Source organism: Mesobacillus sp. AQ2 (assembly GCF_030122805.1).
Lineage (GTDB): Bacteria > Bacillota > Bacilli > Bacillales > Cytobacillaceae > Mesobacillus > Mesobacillus oceanisediminis_A.
In genome coordinates, this window is the sequence record NZ_CP126080.1 from 3,329,539 (window position 1) to 3,353,384 (window position 23,846).

At 43.9% G+C, this 23,846-nt stretch carries 23 protein-coding genes and 1 other annotated feature; of the genes, 3 read left to right on the forward strand and 20 right to left on the reverse strand.

What is annotated here, in order from left to right; genetic code table 11:
* Window positions 1-21 precede the first annotated feature (21 nt).
* On the forward strand, window positions 22-276 hold the full coding sequence (locus QNH36_RS16865) for a DUF2624 domain-containing protein (RefSeq protein ID WP_144476181.1): 255 nt from the start codon (window positions 22-24) through the stop codon (window positions 274-276).
* A gap of 354 nt (window positions 277-630) precedes the next feature.
* Here QNH36_RS16865 and QNH36_RS16870 read toward each other — a convergent pair whose 3' ends face one another.
* Both QNH36_RS16870 and QNH36_RS16875 read right to left on the reverse strand, forming a co-directional pair.
* Entirely contained in the window at window positions 631-1,521 is an 891-nt protein-coding gene (locus QNH36_RS16870) for a deoxyribonuclease IV (protein ID WP_144476179.1), read from the reverse strand.
* A 21-nt stretch (window positions 1,522-1,542) separates the two neighbouring features.
* Window positions 1,543-2,859: a DEAD/DEAH box helicase gene (locus QNH36_RS16875; protein WP_144476178.1), complete on the reverse strand. Its 1,317-nt coding sequence runs from the start codon at window positions 2,857-2,859 to the stop codon at window positions 1,543-1,545.
* A 246-nt stretch (window positions 2,860-3,105) separates the two neighbouring features.
* On the opposite strand from QNH36_RS16875, the gene vrrA reads away from it, so the two are divergent.
* Both vrrA and QNH36_RS16885 read left to right on the forward strand, forming a co-directional pair.
* The gene (gene vrrA / locus QNH36_RS16880) at window positions 3,106-3,747 is read left to right on the forward strand and encodes a VrrA/YqfQ family protein (protein WP_283903844.1); all 642 of its coding nucleotides are present in this window, start codon (window positions 3,106-3,108) and stop codon (window positions 3,745-3,747) included.
* 107 nt (window positions 3,748-3,854) lie between these two features.
* Window positions 3,855-4,808, forward strand: a complete 954-nt coding sequence (locus tag QNH36_RS16885; protein WP_144476177.1) for a 4-hydroxy-3-methylbut-2-enyl diphosphate reductase — start codon at window positions 3,855-3,857, stop codon at window positions 4,806-4,808.
* A 107-nt stretch (window positions 4,809-4,915) separates the two neighbouring features.
* On the opposite strand, the gene QNH36_RS16890 is transcribed toward QNH36_RS16885, so the two are convergent.
* From QNH36_RS16890 to QNH36_RS16975, 18 genes are all read right to left on the reverse strand, one after another.
* Entirely contained in the window at window positions 4,916-6,031 is a 1,116-nt protein-coding gene (locus QNH36_RS16890; RefSeq protein WP_144476176.1) for a Nif3-like dinuclear metal center hexameric protein, read from the reverse strand.
* Window positions 6,028-6,738: a tRNA (adenine(22)-N(1))-methyltransferase gene (locus QNH36_RS16895; protein ID WP_144476175.1), complete on the reverse strand. Its 711-nt coding sequence runs from the start codon at window positions 6,736-6,738 to the stop codon at window positions 6,028-6,030. Before QNH36_RS16895 ends, QNH36_RS16890 begins: the two co-directional genes overlap by 4 nt.
* A 156-nt stretch (window positions 6,739-6,894) precedes the next feature.
* Entirely contained in the window at window positions 6,895-7,257 is a 363-nt protein-coding gene (gene cccA / locus QNH36_RS16900) for a cytochrome c550 (RefSeq protein ID WP_144476899.1), read from the reverse strand.
* A 182-nt stretch (window positions 7,258-7,439) separates the two neighbouring features.
* Window positions 7,440-8,579: an acyl-CoA dehydrogenase family protein gene (locus QNH36_RS16905; protein WP_144476174.1), complete on the reverse strand. Its 1,140-nt coding sequence runs from the start codon at window positions 8,577-8,579 to the stop codon at window positions 7,440-7,442.
* 98 nt (window positions 8,580-8,677) lie between these two features.
* A complete protein-coding gene (locus tag QNH36_RS16910) occupies window positions 8,678-9,205 on the reverse strand; it encodes a hypothetical protein (RefSeq protein WP_144476173.1) in 528 nt (175 codons plus the stop codon).
* A gap of 88 nt (window positions 9,206-9,293) precedes the next feature.
* The gene (rpoD, locus tag QNH36_RS16915) at window positions 9,294-10,424 is read right to left on the reverse strand and encodes an RNA polymerase sigma factor RpoD (RefSeq protein ID WP_144476172.1); all 1,131 of its coding nucleotides are present in this window, start codon (window positions 10,422-10,424) and stop codon (window positions 9,294-9,296) included.
* A 43-nt stretch (window positions 10,425-10,467) separates the two neighbouring features.
* Window positions 10,468-12,273 carry a DNA primase gene (gene dnaG / locus QNH36_RS16920; RefSeq protein ID WP_144476171.1) on the reverse strand — a complete coding sequence of 602 codons (1,806 nt, stop codon included), beginning with the start codon at window positions 12,271-12,273 and terminating at the stop codon, window positions 10,468-10,470.
* Window positions 12,274-12,288: 15 nt separating this feature from the next.
* On the reverse strand, window positions 12,289-12,738 hold the full coding sequence (locus QNH36_RS16925; RefSeq protein ID WP_144476170.1) for a YaiI/YqxD family protein: 450 nt from the start codon (window positions 12,736-12,738) through the stop codon (window positions 12,289-12,291).
* 520 nt (window positions 12,739-13,258) lie between these two features.
* Window positions 13,259-14,077 (reverse strand): pyruvate, water dikinase regulatory protein, encoded by an 819-nt coding sequence (locus tag QNH36_RS16930; protein WP_144476169.1) that lies wholly within the window; start codon window positions 14,075-14,077, stop codon window positions 13,259-13,261.
* Window positions 14,078-14,108: 31 nt separating this feature from the next.
* The gene (ccpN, locus tag QNH36_RS16935; RefSeq protein WP_144476168.1) at window positions 14,109-14,741 is read right to left on the reverse strand and encodes a transcriptional regulator CcpN; all 633 of its coding nucleotides are present in this window, start codon (window positions 14,739-14,741) and stop codon (window positions 14,109-14,111) included.
* 292 nt (window positions 14,742-15,033) lie between these two features.
* The gene (glyS, locus tag QNH36_RS16940) at window positions 15,034-17,109 is read right to left on the reverse strand and encodes a glycine--tRNA ligase subunit beta (RefSeq protein WP_283903845.1); all 2,076 of its coding nucleotides are present in this window, start codon (window positions 17,107-17,109) and stop codon (window positions 15,034-15,036) included.
* On the reverse strand, window positions 17,102-17,992 hold the full coding sequence (gene glyQ, locus QNH36_RS16945; RefSeq protein WP_144476166.1) for a glycine--tRNA ligase subunit alpha: 891 nt from the start codon (window positions 17,990-17,992) through the stop codon (window positions 17,102-17,104). The genes glyS and glyQ overlap by 8 nt, the downstream gene beginning before the upstream one ends.
* Before the next feature lie 91 nt (window positions 17,993-18,083).
* Window positions 18,084-18,256 (reverse strand) — a binding site (T-box leader).
* Between the two features lie 72 nt (window positions 18,257-18,328).
* The gene (gene recO / locus QNH36_RS16950) at window positions 18,329-19,081 is read right to left on the reverse strand and encodes a DNA repair protein RecO (RefSeq protein WP_144476165.1); all 753 of its coding nucleotides are present in this window, start codon (window positions 19,079-19,081) and stop codon (window positions 18,329-18,331) included.
* 31 nt (window positions 19,082-19,112) lie between these two features.
* Window positions 19,113-19,256 (reverse strand): YqzL family protein, encoded by a 144-nt coding sequence (locus QNH36_RS16955; RefSeq protein WP_144476164.1) that lies wholly within the window; start codon window positions 19,254-19,256, stop codon window positions 19,113-19,115.
* Window positions 19,257-19,426: 170 nt separating this feature from the next.
* Window positions 19,427-20,356: a GTPase Era gene (gene era, locus QNH36_RS16960; RefSeq protein ID WP_283903846.1), complete on the reverse strand. Its 930-nt coding sequence runs from the start codon at window positions 20,354-20,356 to the stop codon at window positions 19,427-19,429.
* A gap of 422 nt (window positions 20,357-20,778) precedes the next feature.
* A complete protein-coding gene (locus QNH36_RS16965) occupies window positions 20,779-21,162 on the reverse strand; it encodes a diacylglycerol kinase family protein (protein ID WP_144476162.1) in 384 nt (127 codons plus the stop codon).
* Window positions 21,146-21,616, reverse strand: a complete 471-nt coding sequence (gene ybeY, locus QNH36_RS16970) for an rRNA maturation RNase YbeY (protein WP_144476161.1) — start codon at window positions 21,614-21,616, stop codon at window positions 21,146-21,148. The genes QNH36_RS16965 and ybeY overlap by 17 nt, the downstream gene beginning before the upstream one ends.
* Complete coding sequence (locus QNH36_RS16975; RefSeq protein WP_283905430.1) at window positions 21,613-23,793, reverse strand: HD family phosphohydrolase; 2,181 nt, start codon at window positions 23,791-23,793, stop codon at window positions 21,613-21,615. The genes ybeY and QNH36_RS16975 overlap by 4 nt, the downstream gene beginning before the upstream one ends.
* Window positions 23,794-23,846: the final 53 nt, after the last annotated feature.

A 23,846-nucleotide genomic window follows, 5' to 3' on the forward strand; every position in this document is an offset into this window, starting at 1 on the left:
ACTATGAAGGAGTGATGATCTTTGGCTATTTTTGAAAATATCATTAACCATAAAATAAGCAGCATAACGGCGGATGAGCTGCTGAGATACGCCTCTCAATTCAATATATCCATAACAGAGGCACAAGCAGATAAGATCGCCAGATACTTACGCGGTAAAAAGGTCAATATCTTTAATGATTCAGAAAGAACGGCACTCATTAAGCAAATTGCCAGAATCACCAACCCGGAAACCGCAAGGGAAGTCAATAAATTGTTTGTGAAATTCACGAAATAGGGTTTGTGTCCGTCGTAGAAATCTATGACGGACATTTTTTCGTCTTTCTTTAGGGTTTTTGTCCATCATGGGCTTGATGACGGACACTTTTTCCCTTCTCTCAAGCACTTTTGTCCATCATGACCCTGATGACGGACACTTTTTCCCTTCTCTCCGGCATTTTTGTCCATCATGAACCCGATGACGGACACTTTTCTCCTTCTCTCCACTATTTCTGTCCATCATCAACCCGAGGACGGACACTTCCACCCTCTATGTCCATCATCACTGTTATTATTTCCTCTAAAAGGTAATACTCATTATCGTTTAACCTCAACAAAAAGAAAAAAGCTGCGGAGTGTCCGCAGCTTTTGTTTAGTCATTCATGATTGTGTCTAGCAGGTTTTCTTCGAATTTCTTGTTTTTCAGCATCGCGATTTCATGTTTGTATGGCGCTTTTTTATTATTCTTGTCAGGACCGACAAATGGGGTTTCAAGGATTTTTGGTATTTGCGTCAGTTGCGGGTGATGGACGATGTAGTTTAATGCTTCAAAGCCGATATGGCCGAAACCGATATTTTCATGGCGGTCTTTCCTTGTCCCGAACTCATTTTTGCTGTCATTGATGTGCATGACTTTAAGCCTGTCGAGTCCGATGATTTTATCGAATTCGTTCAGCACGCCATCGAAATCCTCGACGATTCGATAACCTGCGTCATGGGTATGGCAGGTATCAAAGCAGACAGAAAGCTTGTCATTGTATTTGACACCGTCGATGATCATCGCAAGCTCCTCAAAAGACTTCCCGCATTCTGATCCTTTTCCGGCCATGGTTTCCAGAGCGATTTGGACTTTGTCTTCTGCGCTAAGGACCTCGTTCAGGCCTTCAATGATTTTCTCGATTCCTTTGTCTGAACCTGCACCTACGTGTGCACCTGGATGCAGCACAATTTGCTTCGCTCCAATGGCTTCAGTCCTGTCGATTTCACTCCGCAAAAACCTGACTCCCAAATCGAAGGTGTCAGGATTCTGGGTGTTCCCGATATTGATGATATATGGAGCATGGACAACAATCTCGCTGATGCCATTTTGCTCCATATGCAGGCGCCCTGCTTCAATATTCAGGTCCTCGATTTTCTTCCTTCTAGTATTCTGAGGTGCTCCAGTATAGATCATGAAAGTATTTGCACCATATGAGACAGCTTCTTCGCTCGCTGCTAGCAGCATTTTCTTGCCGCTCATTGAAACATGTGAGCCAATTAACATCTAGATCTCTCCTAAATCCCTTTATTTATTTCTCTTCTGGATACGGTTTTCGCGTTTTTTGATTTTATCCATTTCATATTTCATCTTCTTTTTATAGCCTGGTTTTACCCTTTTAGGCTTGGAGACAAGCGTCTTTGCCTTCGCCTCGCCTGCTGTTTCCTTCTTCTTGCGGTTCTGTCTTCTGTTTCGCTCTTCTATTTCGGTAAATTCACCTTTTTTCAAGTCGATGTGTTTGAAAGTGATGCCCATCTTTTCCAGGCGAACCAGTGCATCTTCATCGCTCTGCTCGTAGATTGTCAATGCAACCCCTGATGACCCGGCACGCGCAGTCCTTCCGACCCTGTGGATATAAAAATCAAGGTCCGTTGGCAGCTCGTAGTTGATGACATGGCTGATGCCCTCGATGTCGATTCCTCTTGCAGCGAGGTCTGTCGCAACCAGGTACTGGAACTCAAGGTCCTTGATTTGCTTCATGACCCGTTTACGTTCCCTCGGACTGAGATCACCATGGATCCTGCCGACCTTCATGCCCTTTTGAATCAGACCATCCGCAATTTCATCCGCTTTTTTCTTTGTATTCGCGAATACAATCCCCAAATATGGATTGAATGCCAGCAATGCAGAGTGCACAAGGCCAATTTTATCCCGGTGCCTTGAAGGAAGGAGAATGTGTTCTATCTTCGCCGCTGTAGCTTGGTTAGGATCGATCTGGACGTATTTAGGGTTTTCCATGTACTTTTTCAAAAACGGTTTAAGTTTTTCAGGAATGGTAGCCGAGAATACGAGCATCTGAAGCTTTTCCGGCATGCGGGATGCAAATTGGTCGATGTCCTCGATGAATCCCATATCGAGCATCAAATCTGCCTCATCAATAACGAGGGTATTGGCTGTATGCACAAACAAAGCGTTTTCCTTCACGAGGTCGTTGATCCTGCCTGGCGTGCCAATCACGATTTGCGGCTGGGTCTTCAGCTTCTCGATGGTTCTTTGCTTATCCGTTCCGCCAATATAGCAGCGGGCAGTGATCTGCTCTCCCTCCGGAGCATGTTCAGCTATTTTAAGGACTTCATGATAAATCTGGTTGGCAAGTTCACGAGTCGGTGCCGTGATGACTGCCTGTACTTCATTGCGCGAAGGATCAAGCTTGTCCATGATCGGCAGGACATAGGCATGCGTCTTTCCCGTCCCTGTCTGTGATTGACCGATCGCGCTGTCACCTTTCAGCACAGTCGGGATCAGACGTTCCTGAATCTCAGTCGGCTCGTAAAAGCCTAATTTATTGATTGCATCTATAATGAACGGCTTCAGTTCATAACGTGTAAATTTCGTTTCACTCATTGAAAATCTCCTTTTTTTCCCCTGTCCCGCAAGTGTTTCCGGGATTACAGCCTGTTCCGTAAGCTGTTCTTTTTCAGGTTCATCCTGTAATTATAATAAAGATTGCAGAAAATCTCCAATCAGTACTATCTTAACCTTTCCTATGAAAAAAACAAACCTGTTTCATTACATACTTTTTCCTTAAACCATTCCGGACTTCCCGCATAGTCTAATAGGAGAAGATATATTGGGAAAGGAGGGGTCTCAATGCTACAAGGACCCCATATGAATCCACGCGGAATGCCGAATCGCTTTCAAGGCCCCCGCATGATGGGAGGGCCGGGGATGGGCCAGCGTCAGATGTATTCCAATCCATTCGCCCAAGGCCCAATGATGCCGCCAGGCCAGATGCCGCGAATGGGGGGCAGGAATATGCGCTCAAGCCAGGGAGGCGGACTGCTCTCGAAGATATTGGGAAGAGGCACCGGCCAGCAAAATGGTCCAGCAGGTTTCTTAACTGGAGCCAATACAGCGACACGGGGAGCCGGCTCAGGCGGCGGAATCCTTAAATCACTCGCTGACCCATCCGCACTGAGCGGGTTTCTTACAAACACGCAAAAGGTATTAGGCACGGCACAGCAGTTCGGTCCGATGATCCAGCAATATGGTCCGCTTGTCCGCAATCTGCCATCGATGTGGAAACTTTATCGAGGATTGAAGGATCTTCCGGATGCAGATGAACAAACAACTGAAGCGGAGACAAATCAGCCAGAAAAGAACAAGAACGAAAACAAGAGTAAGAGCAAGAGTAAGAACAAGAAGAAGCCAGTGAAAGCCGAAAACACAGCTGTATCAGACAAACCAGCCCAAAAGCAGAACGGGGCATCAACACCAAAACTTTTCATTTAGTCTGAAGAATAGTTAATTCTTCCTTCCGGAAATCCTCTTTTGTAATCTTTCTATAAGTCTTATATAATAAAAGAAAGAATCAGAGGTATTCTTAGGAGGATGACTCAATGAATGTAATTAAAATTTCGCCGCGCGGCTATTGCTACGGCGTTGTCGACGCAATGGTCATTGCCCGCAATGCTGCATTGGATAAAAGCTTGCCGCGACCTATATATATACTGGGAATGATTGTCCATAACAAGCATGTTACCGATGCATTTGAAGAAGAAGGCATCATCACTCTGGACGGAAACAACCGTAAGGAGATCCTCGAAAAAGTTGAGGGCGGGACAGTTATTTTCACTGCGCATGGAATCTCCCCTGAGGTCAGGGAGCTTGCCAGGAAAAAAGGGCTGGTATCGATTGATGCTACATGTCCGGATGTCACGAACACCCATAACCTGATTCGCGATAAGGAAAAAGAAGGCTGCGAAGTCATTTACATTGGCAAAAAAGGGCATCCAGAGCCAGAGGGTGCCGTTGGCGTTGCTCCCGGAATCGTCCATCTTGTAGAAACAGAAGCTGATGTGGAAGCATTGAATTTACATGCTGAGAAATTGATTGTTACCAATCAAACAACCATGAGCCAGTGGGACGTTGCCGAGATTATGGAAAAAGTAAAAGAAAAGTATCCACACGCAGAGGTGCACAGAGAAATCTGCATGGCAACACAGGTACGGCAGGAGGCCGTGGCAGAGCAGGCGAAAGAAGCGGATGTCCTGATTGTCGTGGGTGATCCAAAGAGCAATAACTCCAACCGCCTTGCCCAGGTATCACAAGAAATCGCCAGTACTAAAGCCTATCGGATTGCCGATATTACCGAACTTGAAATTGATTGGATCAAGGATGCCGAAACAGTAGCCGTCACTTCCGGCGCATCGACTCCGACACCAATCACAAAAGAAGTCATCACTTTCCTTGAACAGTTTGACCAGGAAAACGAAGCAACCTGGGTAAAAGAGAAAAAGGTGCCACTCTCTAAAATTCTGCCGAAGGTTAAGAAAACCGAAGCAAGTGTATAAGATGAAAGCAGCCCGAAAGAATTCGGGCTGCTTTTTTGGTACGAGAGGCTACTGCTTCCGACTTCCATTCTGGATTTGGGTTAGCTCCTAGTTCTGCAAAAGATGCATTAGATAAAAGTAAAAGGGTCAGTGTCAATTTCTGAAGCCAAGAACTGGACATCATACCCTTTTTCCTTACAGAGCCTTTCCATGACGCTGGCGGTTCCTTTTTTCATGATTTTTTCAACATTATGTCCGGGATCAATCATGTTCAAGCCGTCCATCAGTGCGTCATGTGCAGTGTGATAATAGATATCGCCTGTTATGTACACATCAGCTCCCCGGAACTTTGCCTGAGTGAAGTACTTATTCCCGTCACCGCCAAGGACAGCTGCTTTTTTCACTTTAGCATTCAAGTCCCCGACTACTCGCACTTTGTTGACACCAAGCGCTTCCTTCACAAAGTTTGCATAATCTCCCAGGGTTGTCTCCTCGACTTTTCCGATTCTGCCCAGTCCAAGCTGTTCTCCGCTATTCTCCAGTCTATATACATCATAGGCGACCTCTTCATAAGGGTGCGCTTTGATCATAGCCTGGATTACCTTCTTTTCGATACTCTGCGGAAAAACCGTTTCAATCCGGACTTCATTAACTGCTTCAAGCTTTCCCTGTTCGCCGATATGAGGGTTCGTGTTTTCCCCGGGCAGGAATCGTCCCTTTCCTGAGGCTGTGAAGGAACAATGTCTATAATCACCGATCGCCCCTGCCCCTGCATTTCCTAATGCCTCACGGATTTGCTCTGCATTTTCCTCAGGTACAAAAACAACCAGTTTTTTCAGCTGGTCTTCATAAGTCGGAACCAGTACCTGGGGATCCTTAAGGCCAAGTGCCTCCGCAAGCAGGTCATTCACTCCGCCTTTTGCGACATCAAGATTTGTATGTGCAGCATAAACCGCGATGTCATGTTTGATCAGCCTGGCAATCATTCTGCCTGCCGGTGTGTCCGTCGCGATTTTTTTCAATGGCCGGAAAATCGGCGGGTGGTGGGCAATGATTAACTGAACATTCTTTGTGATCGCCTCTTCTACCACTTCCTCTGTAACATCGAGAGCGATCAGGACATTTTCAACCGGCTGGTTCAATGCCCCAATTTGCAGGCCAATCTTGTCGCCTTCCATCGCGAAGGCTTTGGGTGAAAATTGTTCGAAAAGCTGGATCACTTCATGCCCATTTACTTTTTTCACTGGAACGCCTCCTCTGCCATTTTAAGTTTCTTCTCTAATTCCCTCTTCTTGCTTTCTGTTTCTTCATTTTGTACAGCTTCATCCAGCTGCTTTAATATCCGCTGCCAATTTTTTATCTCTGCGTTCCATTTTTCCATGAATATTGCAGATTTTTCCCTCAATAAAATTGGGCCAAACAGAATGCCATTTTCGAGATTGAAGCCCTGATATGCTTTTAATGGTTCGCCTTTTTCGGCAACAAGGATTTCGTAGATCTTTCCATCTTCTTTCAGGATTTCTTCTTCTACAAGCTCCCATCCGTTGTCAATCAGCCACCTGCGCACTGCAAAGCTTCCCACATTTGGCTGTAACACCAGCCTGGTGACTCCTTCGAGCTTCGATTTCCCTTTTTCCAAAATAGATGAGATCAATGTTCCGCCCATGCCGGCAATCGTAATGCAATCCACTTCTCCTGGATCAATCACTTCGAGTCCGTCACCCTTACGGACGGTGATCCAGTCTGTTAGATTTTCCTCTCGAACCTGCTCAAGGGCAGATTGGAACGGTCCATTGGCGACCTCTCCTGCAATGGCCTTCGGAACGGCCCCCTTTTTAACTACATAACAAGGAAGATAGGCATGATCGGAGCCGATATCGGCAAGCCTGGCACCTTGCGGAATATTGTTTGCAACGGCATTCAGCCGGTCTGAGAGCTTTTCAGCATTCATAAAAGTCACCTACTAAATCATATTTTACTTTTATAAGTATATGAAAACCGCCCGCCCCTTGTCCAATCATCGAAAAAAGCTGACGGCAGAGAACTGGATTGCGGACTATTTAAAATAGTAAAGGCCCTCTGCAAAAAGCAAAGAGCCTTTAAAAAATTACTTCAATTCTTTTACGATCCATTCAGCCATTTGTTCTTCCTTGCCTGCAGCCATTCCAGGAGGCATGTTGCCTTTACCATTTGTCAGAATGTCTTTGATTTCGTCTTTGGAGTACTTGCTGCCTACACCTTTTAGCGCGGGACCAGATACACCTTCATACTGGTTGCCGTGGCAGCCTGCACAAGTTTGCTGGTAAAACTCCTCTGGGTTCACTTCAGCAGTTTCTTCGGTCTTTCCGCCGCCTTCTTTTTCCTTCGTAAGATCCTTAGCGTCACCAAGACCTTTGAAAGAAAGCAGGAACATCAAGCCGATCCCCATTACCATGATCAATACAAACGGGATAATTGGATTACGATTCATCATATACCCTCCTTTATGTACAACATCAACTAAATAATGATTTCACACAGATATTATTTTACTTGAAAAACGTTTACAGGGAAAGTAAAAAAGCAAACTTTGTCACACATGTTCACAATTTAGACAAAAAACTCCATCAATTGATGAAGTTTTGATGATTAAGGCATATTTAGGTTTCCCTTTTAGCAGCCAATTAATCTTGCAATCACCATTCTTTGGACTTCAGATGTTCCTTCGCCAATCTCCAGCAATTTCGCATCCCGCATATAGCGCTCGACCTCATACTCCCGCATATATCCGTATCCACCATGAATCTGTACAGCCTGGTCAGCAACTTCCATCGCGATTTCTGAAGCATATAGCTTACACATCGAAGCTTCCTTCGAGAACGGACGTTTCTGGTCCTTCAGCCATGCCGCCTTATAGACCATATTGCGTGCAAGTTCAATTTTCATTGCCATGTCAGCAAGCTTGAACTGGATTGCCTGGAACTGGGAAATCGATCTTCCAAATTGCTGTCTTTCCTTTGCATATTTCAAAGCCTTTTCATAAGCAGCCTGTGCTACTCCCACTGCCATAGCACCAATGCCAATCCTGCCGCCATCAAGTGTCACAAGGAATTGCTTGAAGCCTTCCCCTTTCTTTCCAAGCAGGTTTTCAACCGGGACATGGACATCCTCCATCACCAGCTGTGTTGTATTCGAGGCATTCAGGCCCATTTTTTCATAATTATCGATGACAGTGAAGCCAGGTGCATCTGTAGGCACAATAATTGCACTGATTTCTTTTTCTCCATCCTTATTGCCTGTGATGGCAGTCATTGCAAGATGTTTGGCATAACTTGCATTAGTGATAAAGTTCTTGCTTCCATTGATGATGTATTCACCATCCACTTCTTTGGCTGTAGTCTGTGTCCCGCCTGCATCCGAGCCAGCATTAGGTTCAGTAAGCCCAAATGCGCCCAAAGATTCACCTGTACAAATAGGTGTCAGGTATTTCTGCTTTTGTTCTTCTGTGCCGAATAGGTTAATAGGAGCTCCGCCAAGGGATATATGTGCTGAATAAGTAATGCCGGTGGAAGCACATGCCCTGCTCAACTCCTCGGTTACAATGGCAAAGCTGACCGTATCAGCGCCTGCTCCACTATATTCCTCAGGGAAAGGCAGCCCGAGCATACCGAGTTCACCCAGCTTCTTAAAAATTTCTGTCGGAAACTGTTTCGTTTTATCCCTCTCAATCGCTCCAGGAGCTACTTCTTCCTCGGCAAATTCTCTAATCGTCCTTTTAATCATCGCCTGTTCTGATGTTAAATCAAAATTCATTTCCATCCCCCTCAAGACATTGAATGCGTTTACATTCTACATTATAAAGGTGAACAGACAATTTTCTCAACATTTAAAAACTTTTAAATTTTGAATTATTATATGAATATAGCAACTAGCAGGACAATTAATCCTGCAATTCCCGAAACTTTGAATGACACCATCTTCCACTTCATGCCTGCAGCAAGCCATAACAGACAGTTGAGAGCAGTGATCAAATAGAGAATAGCATGTTTGTCTGGAAATAGTATTTCACCCGCCTGAATGGATGTGATCAATAAGAGGAGTCCCGAAGATAGCAAAATGACTAAATCAAGATAAGAATTCTTCAGCATATAAACAGCGATTAAAACGGATGTTATTCCAAAAAATATTGTCAAACCGATTTGCAAAAAAAGGGACAATTCAGTAAAATAAAATAAAAAAACTGAAAGCGATAACAATCCAATCAAAATTATCCTAAGAAGATTCAAAGGTCTATGGCTATTTTTGCTGATTGGCTCCCCCTCTGAACCTCCTTCAGTATATAGGTTCAGGAGAAAGTCACAATAATGATCCGGCAGCAGCCTGCTTTCTTTCCAGTATTTGATTTCATTCGTAATGATTTTCCTGCGATGGTCATCCATTTATCGGCACATCCTGTCTCAAACATTTATACAGAAAAAAAGGAATAATTTACTCTTATTTTAAAAAGTAAATTATTCCTTGGCAATCCTATTCTAAAAAGTCTTTTAATCGCTTGCTTCGGCTAGGGTGTCTTAGCTTACGCAGAGCCTTAGCCTCGATCTGACGGATCCGTTCGCGTGTAACCCCGAAAACTTTACCTACTTCTTCAAGCGTACGTGTGCGCCCGTCATCCAGGCCGAAACGCAATCTCAGGACGTTCTCTTCACGGTCTGTAAGCGTATCTAGGACATCCTCCAGCTGTTCCTTCAGCAGCTCATATGCTGCGTGTTCTGAAGGAGATGTAGCATCCTGGTCTTCAATGAAATCTCCAAGGTGTGAATCATCCTCTTCACCGATTGGTGTTTCAAGTGAGACCGGCTCCTGGGCGATTTTAAGGATTTCACGGACTTTTTCTGGTGAAAGGTCCATATCTTCACCAATTTCTTCAGGTGTTGGTTCGCGTCCTAAGTCCTGCAGGAGCTGTCTTTGCACACGGATCAATTTGTTGATTGTTTCGACCATATGGACAGGGATCCTGATTGTCCTCGCCTGGTCAGCGATCGCACGAGTGATAGCCTGGCGAATCCACCAGGTAGCATAGGTACTGAACTTGAACCCTTTTCGGTAGTCGAATTTCTCAACTGCCTTGATCAAGCCCATATTCCCTTCCTGAATCAGGTCAAGGAATAGCATGCCTCTGCCTACATAGCGTTTCGCAATACTTACGACAAGTCGAAGGTTTGCTTCAGCAAGCCGTCTTTTCGCTTCTTCATCGCCCTGCTCGATTCTTTCAGCGAGGTTGATTTCTTCCTCTGCAGAAAGAAGGTCTACTCGGCCAATTTCCTTCAGGTACATTCTTACCGGGTCATTAATTTTGACACCGGGAGGAACACTTAAATCATTCAGGTCGAATTCTTCATCGTCCTTGGCAAGCTGTTTGATGTCCGGATCTTCCTCTTCATCACTTTCGCCGACAAGTTCAATTCCCTGTTCACCGAGGAATTCGTAAAACTCATCCATTTGATCGGAATCCAGTTCGAAGCTTGAAAGCCTCTCTGCAATATCATCATAAGCAAGGACACCTGTTTTCTTGCCCAGTGCCGTTAACTGGTCTTTCACTTGTTCAACTGTCACTTCATTTTCGGTGACTTCTTTAGAACGGGCTGACTTTTCAGCCATATGTCCCCCTCCTTCCAAAAATCAAAAACAATCAGCATAAGCTTTATAATGTCTTGCGCAATTGGATAATCTCTGTTGCGATTGCCGCAGCGCGCAAAATGTCGTTTTGACGTTCTGCCTGTTTTTGTTCTGCCATTTTTTCCTTTATTTTTAACATTTTTTGATAATTCAAGACCTGCTTGATATAATCAGATAATTCCTGATCGCTGATTTCCTCGTTCAGAGGCATCATCTCAATATCAGCAACAACCCTTTTTAGCTTATTATCCTGAAGATAATTTAAGAACGCACTTGGATCAGGGTCATGTCCTTTTTCATAGTATGCAAATAAATAAGTAATAATAGCCTGGTGTTCATCAATATTCATCATGCTTCCTGCCAGCATTCCCTGGACCTTGTAGGTGACGTCTGCGTCTCTCATCATATGGAAGATCAGCCGTCTCTCAGCCGTATGGTATGCCGGCTTAAGCTCTGCTTTCCTTGTATAGGCCGCTGGTCTTGTTTCGGGACGTGGCTGGTTTTGTTTTCTGGGAGCTGAAGCCTGTTCCAACTGGTTAAGCTGTTGGATCAGAGCATCAAGCGACAGCGAGAATTCATTTGCCAGCTGACGCAGATACAAATCTTTTTCTACTGCCTTATCAAGTTTGCTGATTTCTTTAAGTACTTCTTCGATATATTGAAGGCGATCTCCTTCATTCTGAAGGTTTTTTCCTCGACGGTAATATAGTAATTTAAATGCCATCAAAGTGGAGCTGGACCCAATAATATCGTTCCTGAACTTTTCTTCGCCATGCATCTTTATGAAATCGTCCGGGTCCATCCCGTCCGGCATGGTCGCTACCCTGACAGCGAACCCTGCCTTCGACAGCATGTTAGAGGCCCTGAATGCCGCTTCAATACCGGCTTTATCCGAGTCATAACATAGCGTTACAGCCTGCACATTTCTTTTGAGCAAGGAAATATGCTCTTCGGTCAACGAAGTCCCCATCGTGGCGACTCCGTTTTCTACCCCTGCACGGTTGGCGGAGATGACATCCGCGAATCCCTCGAATAGAACAGCTTGCTGCTGTTTCCGGATCGAGCCGCGCGCAAGATGAAAATTATATAAAATTTTACTTTTATTAAAGATCTGCGTCTCGGGACTATTCAAATATTTGGGCTCTTCGTCCCCCATTGCTCTCCCTGAAAACGCAATCGTATTACCCTGATGGTCCAGGATTGGGAACATAATCCTGTTCCGGAACCTGTCAAAGTATGTCCCATCGTTTTCCCTCTGGATGACCAATCCTGCCTTAGCCATCACCCCAGGCGAAAAACCTCTTTTTTCAAGAAGTTTCACTGCAAAATCCCAGGACGGCAATGCATAGCCTATTTGGAACCTGTCTATAGATTCCTCGGTGAATCCCCTATTCAGAAGGTACTCCAGGGCATCCTGGCCCTCTTTTGTGTTTACCAGCAAATGATGGTAGAATTTACGCAAGAGTTCATGCGCGTCGATCATTTGCTTCGAACCTTCAGGCAATTGCGGATTCCTGCTGGCTGTTGTGCCTTCTAGCTTCAGTTCAATATTTGCCAATTCGGCAAGTTTTACTGCAGCTTCCTGAAAAGACAGTCCATCGATATCCATCAGGAATGAAAACACATTCCCTCCAGCTCCACAACCAAAGCAGTGGTAAATCTGCTTGTCAGGTGAAACCGAAAATGATGGGGAATTTTCTCCATGAAATGGACAAAGCCCAAAATAATTCCGGCCCTGCTTTTTCAATTGGACATAATCACCAATGACATCGACTATTTCAACCGCCTGCCGGATTTCATTTACTTTTTCCTCGGCAATCCTCTCTGCCATATGCATGACCCCATATTAGTTGTGATTCCTTGAACATATCTTAAAATTCGACAAAAGCATGTTCAATTCCTTCATGAATTTTTCTCTGTCTTTTTCGGTGAAAGGTTTTGGGCCTTTCCCGTAAAAACCCTGCCTCCTGGCCTTGGCAGAAATATGCCTAAGCTCAAGTGCAGTCTGGATTCCTTTTTCTTCGTATAAACTTCCCCTCGGGGAGATTGTGTAAACCCCTTTCGCAATGAGTGTAGATGCAAGCCCAATGTCTTGCGTCACTGCAAAATCACCTTTCTTAACGTGATTCATTAAATAAAGGTCTACAGCCTCCTTATAGGAATCGACAAAAACCCAGTTCTGCCCCTGAAGATCATTCTTCATATGAGCGTATGAAGCCACAAAAACAGCTTCGATGGAAAACTTCGAAGCAATTTCGACAATTTCCTTTATGACCGGGCAAGAGTCTGCATCCACAAAAAGGGACTGACTGTTGATTTCACTAGTATTAATTCTACATCACTCCGCATATTCCTTCTTCAGGAATGTATTTTTTACAGGGAATTTTGTCGAATTTTTTCGCGGTCTACATCTTGACAACTGATAGTAAATAGTTTATTCGTAATCTGTCAAGTCTAAACCTAAACAGATACATTTTTATCACAATTTTTTATTATAGTATAAGAACGCCTATTTTTCCATTATTTTTTCTCGAAAATCATCAGTGTTTAGAAGTGGAAGCTGAGGTGCGCGAAATTTTCGAGAACAAAATGGCTTCATAAAAAGAATGCTCTGTTAAACAAGACTGTTGATTCTTAATCCAGCCACTTAGTTGTCCTCAGGGTGGCGCTTAACCCGCAGGACAATGAGAAACTTCCACGAACTTGTCCACGAACGAAGAAAATACGTAAACCTTTTCGAGGAGTCTCCGCGCTGCACTAAATTAACAGGACATAAAATTTAACAGAGCAAAAAGAAAGCACATACAAAATATGTGCTAATTGCCTATCTGCCTGTTTCGGACGGTATGGAGGATGACATTGGCCGTTTCTTCTACGGCTTTATTTGTCACATCGATTACTGGGCATCCGATTTTTTCAACAATTCCGTCAAAATACTGTATTTCTTCTTTTATTCTCTCGATATTGGCATAAATTGCCTGGTCATTCAATCCAAGGGAAATCAGTCTTTCTCGCCTGATCTGGTTTAACTTATCAGGCGTAATTCTAAGGCCAAAGCATTTTTCCTTTGGAACAAGGAATAATTCTTCCGGAGGATCAACTTCAGGTACAAGCGGCACATTCGCCACTTTGTATCGCTTATGGGCCAGGTATTGTGATAAAGGCGTCTTGGAAGTTCTTGAAACCCCCACAAGGACGATATCTGCTTTAAGTATGCCCCTTGGGTCGCGGCCGTCATCGTACTTAACCGCAAACTCGATGGCTTCGACTTTCTTGAAGTAATCTTCGTCAAGTTTACGGACAAGACCAGGTTCATATAATGGTGTCTCGCCGCTAACTACCTGGATCTGCTGCATGAGCGGACCTATGATGTCGCATGCATAAATTCCCTCTTTACTGGCAGACTCCTGCAAATAATCGCTGATTTCAGGCTTAACCAATGTGTAAGCGATCATTCCGTCATCATGCTTGGCCATGGAGATGACTTCATCGATATGTATTTTATCCTCAACATAAGGAAATCTTTTTAGAGATACATCCAAATGTTCGAATTGGCTGATGGCAGCCTTTGTCACGAGCTCTGCTGTCTCGCCGACAGAGTCAGAAACCACATAAATAATAGGTGTTTTATTCATTCTCCAATCAACCCCTTCTCCGCCTTGATTCTTATTCTTCTCCCAAGGCAACAAAAGCCTTTGTAATGTTTGTCTTTGTCAATCTTCCAACAATCTCATATCCTTCATCTGTATCCTTGATGATCGGCAGGGCATCAATCTGTTTTTCAATTAATTCCTTTGCAGCATCAATCAGCAGATCATCCCGCCTGCAAACTGTTATATTCGGCATCCTTGTCATGATGATATTCACTGGCAGCGTGGACAGCTCCTGATTCCCGATGCTTGCCCTCAATAAATCTTTCCGGGACAGCACACCTACGAGTTTCGAAGTCTTATCTACCACGAATAATGTACCTACATCCTCAAGGAACATCGTAACAATCGCATCATAGACAGATACATTTTCAGGGACGACGACCGGAATGGACTGATAATCCCTGACAAGGATTTTTTTAAGATTCTCAGAAAGCAGCTGATTACCGGATTTTCCGGTATAGAAGTACCCGACTCGAGGTCTGGCATCCAAATATCCCGCCATCGTCAGGATGGCAAGATCAGGCCTGAGGGTAGCTCTGGTCAGATTAAGTTTTTCTGCTATATGTTCTCCGGTGATCGGTCCGTTATCCTTTACGATTTGCAGGATCTGCTCCTGTCGTTTATTCAGTTCGATTGTCCTCACCACCCATCGGGATTTTCTATTTATCCCGTATTCTTGGTTTTCAGCTTTTCCGAGATAGCCTCATTAGCTGACACTGAGGATTTATGTATTACAGGTTTCCCGAAAAAAGCTTAATAAGATTATTATATACTACATGAGGTAACCAAAAGAAAGAATTTTTATAACCTTCTTATCAATCTAATGACTTTTTCTCTTCTCACAGATCATACCTAATAAAAAAGTACTTATTAGAGTGCCTTCCCATGCAGGAAGGCACTCTTTCAGTTCACCGATCTGTTTCTGTGAATAAAGCATGCTATTTTACGACGATATCATTCACCTTGCCAAGTTTCATGATCAGAACCGCTAGTGCTGCCATTTGATTCAGGCGATTTTCCCGGACATCAGGGTTTTCTGCCATAACCATGGTATGCTCAAAATAATCATTGATTTCCGGCTTGATTTCAGCCAGCAGCTGATAATAGGAAGCTGCATCCATTCCATCTTCAGCCTTCTTGCCGAGTTGAAGATACTTTTCATATAACTTTTGCTCATACTCATTTTCGAAGCGTTCCGGTTCGATTTCACCAAGCACTTCTTTCTTGCTGGCAATATTCAAGACCCGGCTCAATGCTTCCATATTTTCCTTAAAGTCTTCCTTGCCGCTGGCATCCTGAAGTGCCGCTGCTTTATCCATAAGGGCAGAAACGATACCAATTTCCCCGCCAAGTACGGCATCGATGAGATCGTAGCGGATTCCCCGCTCCTGCAGCATGTGCTTGACTCTCAGCTTAAAGAACTGGATAAGGTCATGGTATACCTCTTCTTCAGAGCGCTTGCCGATTCCTGCTTCAGACACAAGGTTAAGCGATAAGCCGACAAGGTTTTCAAGGGTGATGTCCCACTTCTTTTCCATAAGCGTCTGGACAATACCTGCCGCCTGTCTCCTTAATGCATAAGGATCCTGTGAGCCGCTTGGAATGATGCCAAGTGAGAAAAACGCAACAATCGTGTCAAGTTTATCGGCGATTGCAACCAGTGCACCTGCAGGTGATCCTGGAATAGAGTCATCCGCATTGCGAGGCATATAATGCTCGTTGATTGCAGTTGCCACATCCCGGCTTTCGCCTTTTTGCAAAGCGTATTTTTCTCCCATTATTCCCTGAAGTTCCGGGAATTCGTAGACCATCTGTGAAACCAGGTCGAATTTGCTGATTTCCGCTGCTCTGTCTGCGGCGCTTACGATCTCAGGTGCAAAATCCATTCTTTCAGCAATCAATCTGACAAGCTTGCGGACACGATCTGATTTTTCAGCGATTGTGCCGATTTCTTCGTGATAGACAATATTCTTTAATTTTTCTAAAGCTGATTCGATCTGCATTTTTTGATCTTCTTTATAGAAAAACGCAGCATCAGCCAATCTTGCTCTTAATACTTTTTCATTTCCGCGGGCCACTTTTTCGATATGGAGGTGGTCACCGTTCCTGACAGTGATGAAATGAGGAAGAAGCTCCCCTTCTGCTGACTTGACAGGGAAATATCTCTGATGCTCCTTCATGGATGTGATCAGGACTTCACTCGGGATTTCGAGGAATTCTTCTTCAAAACGGCCATATAAGGCTGTTGGATATTCGACCAGATTATTGACCTCTTCCAGCAAGTCTTCATCTACTGGGATTACCCATCCGTTTTCTTCCTCAATTTTTTCAAGCTGGGAAGTAATCGCGTCTTTGCGCTTTTGTGCATCTGCGACCACATACTGGCCCAATAATACTTCTTCATATTCTTCAGGAGCTGATAACTGAATTTCCCCTTCTCCAAGAAAGCGATGGCCTCTTGTCGTACTGCCTGTTTGAACACCGGCTATTTCAAAAGGAATGATGTCGTTGCCGAACATAGCCACAAGCCATTTGATCGGGCGGACATAACGAAGTTCAAGATCTGCCCAACGCATGTTTTTCGGAAAGGTCAACCCTGTGATAATCGCTTTTAACTCAACAAGAAGATCAAAGGTTTCCTGCCCCTTGATAAATTTCTTTACATGGGCATACTCTACGCCGTTGATTTCCTTGAAATAAATATCTTCGACCGTCATTCCCTGTCCGCGTGTGAAGCCCATTGTTGCCTTGGACCACTTGCCATCCTCAGTTAAAGCGATCTTTTTCGCAGGTCCTTTTGCCTCTTCCTCGCTGTCCTCCTGACGCTCATCGACATTCGCGACAAGCAAGGCAAGCCTGCGAGGTGTCGAGAAGATGCTGATGCCCTCAAATCCAATATTATTTGTATTCAGCCAGTTCTCTACTTTGGAAGCCAGCTGGTTAATGGAGTCGGTAATGAATCTTGCAGGCATTTCTTCAAGACCGATTTCAAGCAATAAATTCCGTTTAGTCATTTTTAACCTGCTCCTTCCTTTTAATGATTGGGAAGCCCAGTTTCTCTCTTTCTTCATAAAAAGTCTTCGCAACTTTCTTGGCAAGGTTGCGGATACGGGCAATATAACCCGTTCTTTCTGTTACGGAAATAGCACCGCGCGCATCAAGAATGTTAAAAGTATGCGAACACTTCAGGACATAATCATAGGCAGGATGGACAAGCCCTTCATCCATCTGGCGATTCGCTTCCTTTTCGTAAATATTGAAAAGGTTGAACAGCATATCTTTGTCAGAAGTTTCAAATGTATACTTGGAATGCTCATATTCAGGCTGACCGAATATGTCCCTCACTGTAAAACCGTTTGTCCACTCAAGGTCAAAAACATTTTCTTTATCCTGGATATAAGACGCAAGGCGTTCGATTCCGTAAGTAATTTCAACAGATACTGGTTTGCAGTCAAGCCCGCCTACCTGCTGGAAATAGGTGAATTGGGTGATTTCCATTCCATCCAGCCATACTTCCCAGCCAAGACCAGCGCAGCCAAGTGACGGGTTTTCCCAGTTATCTTCTACAAAACGGATATCATGTTCCAGCGGATCAATTCCGAGCGCTTTCAGGGAATCCAGGTAAAGTTCCTGGATATTGTCTGGAGAAGGCTTCATGATCACCTGGAATTGATGATGCTGATAAAGCCTGTTCGGGTTCTCTCCGTAGCGGCCGTCTGCCGGGCGGCGTGATGGCTCTACATAAGCGACATTCCATGGCTCAGGTCCAATTGCCCGCAAAAAAGTATATGGGCTCATCGTTCCTGCCCCTTTTTCGGTGTCATAAGCCTGCATAAGGACGCATCCCTGTTCAGACCAGTGTTTTTGCAGTGTTAAAATCATGTTTTGGATATTCATCTTTACACCTCCGGAAAATTTTCAGTTCAAGTTTATGGATCGATTATCTTTACAACAAAAAAACTCCCGCCCCCTATGCATCGTTTTCATGCATAGGGACGAGAGTTTACCCGCGGTTCCACCCTATTTGCTGCCAGAAAGCAGCCACTTTAAAAGTGATGTCGCTCCGGAACGCCTTCCTTACTTTCTGCCACCCGGCTCACACCATACCCGGACTCGCTAATGCAGAGGGAGTTAAGTACTCTTTTCCTTCACAGCAACATATGTAATTGTCATTAAAAATCTGAGAAAGCTATTGATTTGAATAATAGCGAAAAGATTCAGCAATGTCAATAGTTAAAGGCGGTCCCTGAATGAATCCATTTGGTCCAGAAACTTTCTTGTTTTTAGATAAAGACCTGAATATTCATCATAGTATGCGGAAATGACCTTTTTCAATTCAGCTTTTGTTTCTGGTTTGACCGAAATATTGCCCAGCCGGCTTAAGTCCAGCAGATAAAAAAGCCGCAGCAGCCTGACTGTGCCAGGAGAGATTTTAATCCTGTACGGATCCGTTTCAAAGCACCGATGGCACAGGAGCCCTCCCTCTCTGATTGAAAAGTGGAACTCTCCTTCTGTGCTGCCGCAATTTGTACACCTGTCCAGAACCGGATACAGTCCCTGGACATTGAGCATTTTCATTTCATAGATAAATGTGAGGATTTCCATATCATAGCCCTCATTCATATAGTTGAGGGTCTGAAGGAGCAATTCGAACATAAAAGGATTCGATTTTTTATCCTCAGTCACTTTATCCGTCAAATCTACAACATAACTGGCATGGGCTGTCAGAAAAATATCCTCCCGGATTGACCGCATGGATGAAATCATCTCTCCCTGCTGCAATCCGCCCAGTCCTGAGCTTGCCTGGAAAAGATAGTGGCCATACGCAAAAAGCTGGGTGACGGCAGCGAGCCTGCTGCTGGGCTTTTTCGCACCTCTTGCCATCACACCAACTTTTCCGAATTCCCTGGTATATAAAGTTACAATTTTATTGTTCTCGCCATAATCAGTTGTCCTAATGACAATGCCTTCGCATTTCTGCAGCATCTGTTGTCACCATCCATTACTACAGACAAACCTATGAGATTGGAAAATCAATTTGTGCTAGTTCATCCTCCTGATAACCGGGTATTTCTTGATTGTCTTTCTCTAATTCCTTAAAGAGAAGATACGTGTCAATGTTACCTGTTTGCGAAAACACCTTCCAGGTAAAATCCAACATCGAAAACCCCACCTTTCATTTTTTCACTAGCAATGCATCTATCCCAAATCCTTATGAATATCATAGCCTGTCAATCAGATTTTCATGTTACGCAAAAATTGTAAATCCTGTTTATGAATAATATTTGGAATCCGTTAATATGTTATTGGTGGAGCATTTGCCAAACAGGCTTAATATTCGTCTTCCCTGAAACCGAAATCACGAAGCTGAGTGGCTTTGTTTCTCCAATCCTTCTGGACCTTGACCCATAACGCCAGGAATACCTTTGATCCAAGGAGGCTTTCGATATCATGACGGGCTCGTTTGCCAATCTCCTTCAGCATGCCTCCCTGCTTGCCGATGATGATTCCCTTCTGGGAGTCCCTCTCAACAATGATCGTTGCCATGACATGCACCATTTCCTTTTCAGGCTGGCGTTCCATTTTTTCGATCACGACAGCGAGTGAATGAGGAATTTCTTCCCTTGTCAGGTGCAACGCTTTTTCCCTGATCAGTTCAGAAACGATGAAGCGTTCCGGATGATCTGTTACCTGGTCGGCTGGATAGAACTGTGGTCCTTCCGGCATTTTTTCCTTGATTTGCTGAAGCAGCCGATCTATATTATTCCCTTCAAGCGCAGAAATCGGAACAATTTCTGCAAAATTGAATTTCTGCTGGTAGGACTCGATCAGTTTCAACAGCTCATCCGGATGAATAAGATCGATTTTATTGATGACAAGGAAAACAGGCGTCTTCACATTTTGGAGTTTTTCAATGATGAATTCTTCTCCGCGGCCATATCCTTCCTGGGCATTGACCATAAATAACACCAAATCGACTTCTTTTAAAGTATTTTGTGCAACCTTCATCATGAAATCGCCAAGACGGTGCTTTGGTTTATGGATTCCTGGAGTGTCGATGAAAATCAATTGTGAATCATCGAGTGTCAATACTCCCTGCACCTTGTTCCGGGTCGTTTGGGGCTTATCGCTCATGATCGCAATTTTTTGCCCGATTACCCTGTTAAGAAAGGTCGACTTTCCTACATTTGGCCTTCCAATGATTGATATGAATCCTGATTTGTGCGATTTATTATTTGAGTCTTGATTATTAAAGTTCATCCTGTAATTCCCTTCTCCACTTTATTTTAACTTATTTCCAGTGTGATTTCATCGTTTGTAGCGAAAATGAAATATAAATTTTTAAATTTTCTAAAAACATTCAAGCACTGTTTGTACACTGTGATGATATTTTACTCAAGTTCTTTCCTATTTTCAAATCGTTCTAACATGTAACTGGCTATTGTCGCGATAGGAGCCTTTTAAAAAGGCTCTTTTCTCAAACTTTGTTGCTATTGACTACTAAATTGGATTGAATGACCTAGTTTTCTTTATAAAATTCAAGCTTATTATGAGAAAAGAGCTTGCACAATTAAAAACGAACTGCAAAATTGCTTATAGCACGTTAAAATCGGCTTTAAGATTTTAACAACAATCTTTACGAAAACAGCCTTTAAAAAAGAAAAGTTGCCCTGTTCGGACAACTAACTGAACCATGCTGGAATTTTCGGCAAAAAGATGATCATACCAATAATGACGCTGGCAATCGCAAAAATGAGCACAGCACCGGCAGCAATGTCTTTCGCCTGCTTCGCAAGCGGATGGAATTCTTCTGTATACAAATCAACCGTTCTCTCGATTGCCGTATTCATCATCTCCAACGACACCATTCCGCCAATACACAGAATAATCGCAATCCATTCGTATTTGTTAATCTCAAAAATGAAGCCAGACAGAACGACGAAAACTGAAATACCGAAATGGATTTGTACATTTCGTTCCCTGGCTGCTGCTGCAATTCCTTCAAAACCAAATTTGAAGGAGGAAGTCAACGGATGCTTCCTCCGTTTATCAGCGTCCAAGGCCATATCCTTCGAGCAGTTCCCTTTGCCTGTCAAACATCTGTTTTTCATCATTTTCATTCATATGATCATAGCCCAATAAGTGGAGGAAACCATGGACTGTGAGAAAGCCAAGCTCTCTCATGAATGAATGGTTGTATTCCTCTGCTTGTTCCCTTGCCTTAGGAATGGAGATGATGATATCCCCCAGGATGCGGGGGATATCCTCCCCGACAATCTCCAATTCACCTTCGCCCATTTCCTCTAATGCGAAAGAAATGACATCTGTCGGCCGGTCTTTATCCCGATATTCCCTGTTGATTTCCTGAATGCGTTCATTTGAAACGAAAGTTACAGAAAGCTCGCTTCCGTCCTGGACATTCTCATTCACCGCAGCATGATTCAAAAGTTTTTCAATTTCAATCATCTGCTCTTCTGCCAATTCATTTGTTTCATCCAAAAAATCGATTTCTAAACTCATGCCTGCTTCACCTTCTGTTTATTCATTTCTGGATATTCAATTCTGGAATGAAAAATCCCCTTTAATGTCTCACATAAAGTATCAGCAACGTTGTCCAGCTCTTTTAAGGTGATATCACATTCACTCAGCTGGTCATCCTGAAGCCGGTCCCTGATAATGTTGTCGACCAGTGTTTCGATCTGCTCATGGGTTGGATGGTTCATCGATCGTACGGCTGCTTCGACACTGTCGGCAATTCCGATGACCGCAGACTCTTTTGTCTGCGGCTTTGGCCCTGGATAGCGGAAATCTTCTTCCTTCACTTCATGGCCATTTTGTTTTGCTTTATGATAAAAGAATTTCAGCAAAGTAGTCCCATGATGCTGCTCAGCGATATCAATTATCTCTTTAGGCATACGATGTTTGCGAAGCATCTCTGCGCCATCCGTCGCATGGGCGATGATGATATTTTTGCTTGTCAGCGCTGGCAATTTATCATGAGGATTATCGATATTGATCTGGTTTTCGATAAAAAACTGCGGGCGTTTCGTCTTCCCGATATCGTGATAATAGCATCCAACCCTTGCAAGAAGGCCATTTGCACCGATTGCCTCACATGCGGCTTCCGATAGATTGGCGACCATGACACTGTGATGGTATGTTCCCGGAGCCTCAGTAAGAATCTTTCTTAAGAGCGGGTGATTAGGATTGGACAGTTCAATCAGCCTTAAGGTAGAAAGAATGCCGAATCCCGCTTCAAAAAACGGCAGCAGACCAATTGTCAGTACAGCCGAGACAATTCCGGAAACGAACGCGGCAGTAATATAAAACCCATATTCCAATCCAGAATACTGGCTATTCCTCAGGAACAAAATTGAAAGAATGACAATAAGGTTGATCACCGAGACAAATAAACCTGCCTGGAGTATTTTGGACCTCCGATTCTGTTTTTGCAAAAACAGGATCGCCGCCAAACCGCTCAATAAAATATAAATTCCCAGGGAGACATTCAATGTCCCGGTAATGCCTTCGTTGAATATGATCGTGCCGATCACCGCAAGAATGGCCACCTGCAGCAGGGCAAGCCTTTCGTTGATCAGGATCTTGATCAGCATCGCTCCCATAGCTGCAGGGAAAATATATCCAATCTCGGAGTATTCAAATTCATCGAACAGGCTGACCAGTTTCATCAATAAAATCGCGGTAATAAAAATAATACTGAAAATCAACAGGTTCTTTTGTTTTTTATCAGCGTTTTCCATTTCATTAAAAACGACATAAAGTCCAAACAAGGTTAATGCAGTAAGCATCCCTAGCCCGATGAACGGCTTATATGAATTTTCACTTTCCAGCAGGCCGACCAGTTGCAGTTTCTTATAGATATCCCTGCTGATCAGTTGTCCCTCATCCACGAGAATTTGACCTTCAAGAATCCTCACTGGTTCCACACTATCCATTGTCTGCTGGCGCAGGTCCTCGGTAGCTTCAGGATCATAAAATTCATTCTGGACGACAGCATAACGGCCAATTTCGATGACAGCCCTTTTCAAGCTGCCGTTTAGACTGGTATACTTCAATTCTTCCTCAACATTCAATTTTGCATTCTCCACTTCATCCGCGGGAACACTATGCTTCATTGTATTATTGATCGCCGTGACGGTGAGGTCCTTTGCAGCTTGCAGTTCTTCCTTTGGGGCTTGCAGTAAAGCAATGAATACGTCATCTGAAAGACTCTTCGTTTCACTGTCGGTCAATTTGGTTTTCAGCTTTTCGATTTTCTCCTCAATCGTCGGGACCTGAGGTGCGGAAACGTCTTTCCCATCCGCCTCGGCGGCTGTCTTCTGTTTATCAATTTCTTCCTGTGCTTCTGCATTGACTTCAGACACAGAACCAAATATCGAAGTGACCAGATCCACCCTGTTCTGGGCATATTCCCTCTTGACCCGATAAACGTCATTGACCTGTTCGACCGCTTCTCTGCGGTTCGCTTCTGTGCTTTCTTTATCCTCAATCGTAATAGGGGACCTGATGGTTTTCTCTGCCACAGAGAATAACTCGAGATTAAGCTTTTCAGGCTTCACATTGGTGAACATAGCAGAATACATAACAATACCAATAAGCAAGAATAATAAAACCCGGAAAATCTTTATATTCAACAAGTCTAAAATCGCTGTTAATTGGACCTGCAGCTTTTCCATATCCATACTGCCCTCCCGCTAAACAAATCGAGCCAGTTTGAGAATAACTGGGA

Excerpts from the sequence above, each read along its gene's own strand:
- QNH36_RS16870 (WP_144476179.1), bottom strand. The coding sequence starts at position 1,521 with ATGTTAATTGGCTCACATGTTTCAATGAGCGGCAAGAAAATGCTGCTA.
- QNH36_RS16875 (WP_144476178.1), bottom strand. The coding sequence starts at position 2,859 with ATGAGTGAAACGAAATTTACACGTTATGAACTGAAGCCGTTCATTATA.
- vrrA (WP_283903844.1), top strand. The coding sequence starts at position 3,106 with ATGCTACAAGGACCCCATATGAATCCACGCGGAATGCCGAATCGCTTT.
- QNH36_RS16885 (WP_144476177.1), top strand. The coding sequence starts at position 3,855 with ATGAATGTAATTAAAATTTCGCCGCGCGGCTATTGCTACGGCGTTGTC.
- QNH36_RS16895 (WP_144476175.1), bottom strand. The coding sequence starts at position 6,738 with ATGAATGCTGAAAAGCTCTCAGACCGGCTGAATGCCGTTGCAAACAAT.
- cccA (WP_144476899.1), bottom strand. The coding sequence starts at position 7,257 with ATGAATCGTAATCCAATTATCCCGTTTGTATTGATCATGGTAATGGGG.
- QNH36_RS16905 (WP_144476174.1), bottom strand. The coding sequence starts at position 8,579 with ATGAATTTTGATTTAACATCAGAACAGGCGATGATTAAAAGGACGATT.
- QNH36_RS16910 (WP_144476173.1), bottom strand. The coding sequence starts at position 9,205 with ATGGATGACCATCGCAGGAAAATCATTACGAATGAAATCAAATACTGG.
- rpoD (WP_144476172.1), bottom strand. The coding sequence starts at position 10,424 with ATGGCTGAAAAGTCAGCCCGTTCTAAAGAAGTCACCGAAAATGAAGTG.
- dnaG (WP_144476171.1), bottom strand. The coding sequence starts at position 12,273 with ATGGCAGAGAGGATTGCCGAGGAAAAAGTAAATGAAATCCGGCAGGCG.
- QNH36_RS16930 (WP_144476169.1), bottom strand. The coding sequence starts at position 14,077 with ATGAATAAAACACCTATTATTTATGTGGTTTCTGACTCTGTCGGCGAG.
- glyS (WP_283903845.1), bottom strand. The coding sequence starts at position 17,109 with ATGACTAAACGGAATTTATTGCTTGAAATCGGTCTTGAAGAAATGCCT.
- glyQ (WP_144476166.1), bottom strand. The coding sequence starts at position 17,992 with ATGAATATCCAAAACATGATTTTAACACTGCAAAAACACTGGTCTGAA.
- recO (WP_144476165.1), bottom strand. The coding sequence starts at position 19,081 with ATGCTGCAGAAATGCGAAGGCATTGTCATTAGGACAACTGATTATGGC.
- QNH36_RS16955 (WP_144476164.1), bottom strand. The coding sequence starts at position 19,256 with ATGTTGGATTTTACCTGGAAGGTGTTTTCGCAAACAGGTAACATTGAC.
- era (WP_283903846.1), bottom strand. The coding sequence starts at position 20,356 with ATGAACTTTAATAATCAAGACTCAAATAATAAATCGCACAAATCAGGA.
- QNH36_RS16965 (WP_144476162.1), bottom strand. The coding sequence starts at position 21,162 with ATGGCCTTGGACGCTGATAAACGGAGGAAGCATCCGTTGACTTCCTCC.
- ybeY (WP_144476161.1), bottom strand. The coding sequence starts at position 21,616 with ATGAGTTTAGAAATCGATTTTTTGGATGAAACAAATGAATTGGCAGAA.
- QNH36_RS16975 (WP_283905430.1), bottom strand. The coding sequence starts at position 23,793 with ATGGAAAAGCTGCAGGTCCAATTAACAGCGATTTTAGACTTGTTGAAT.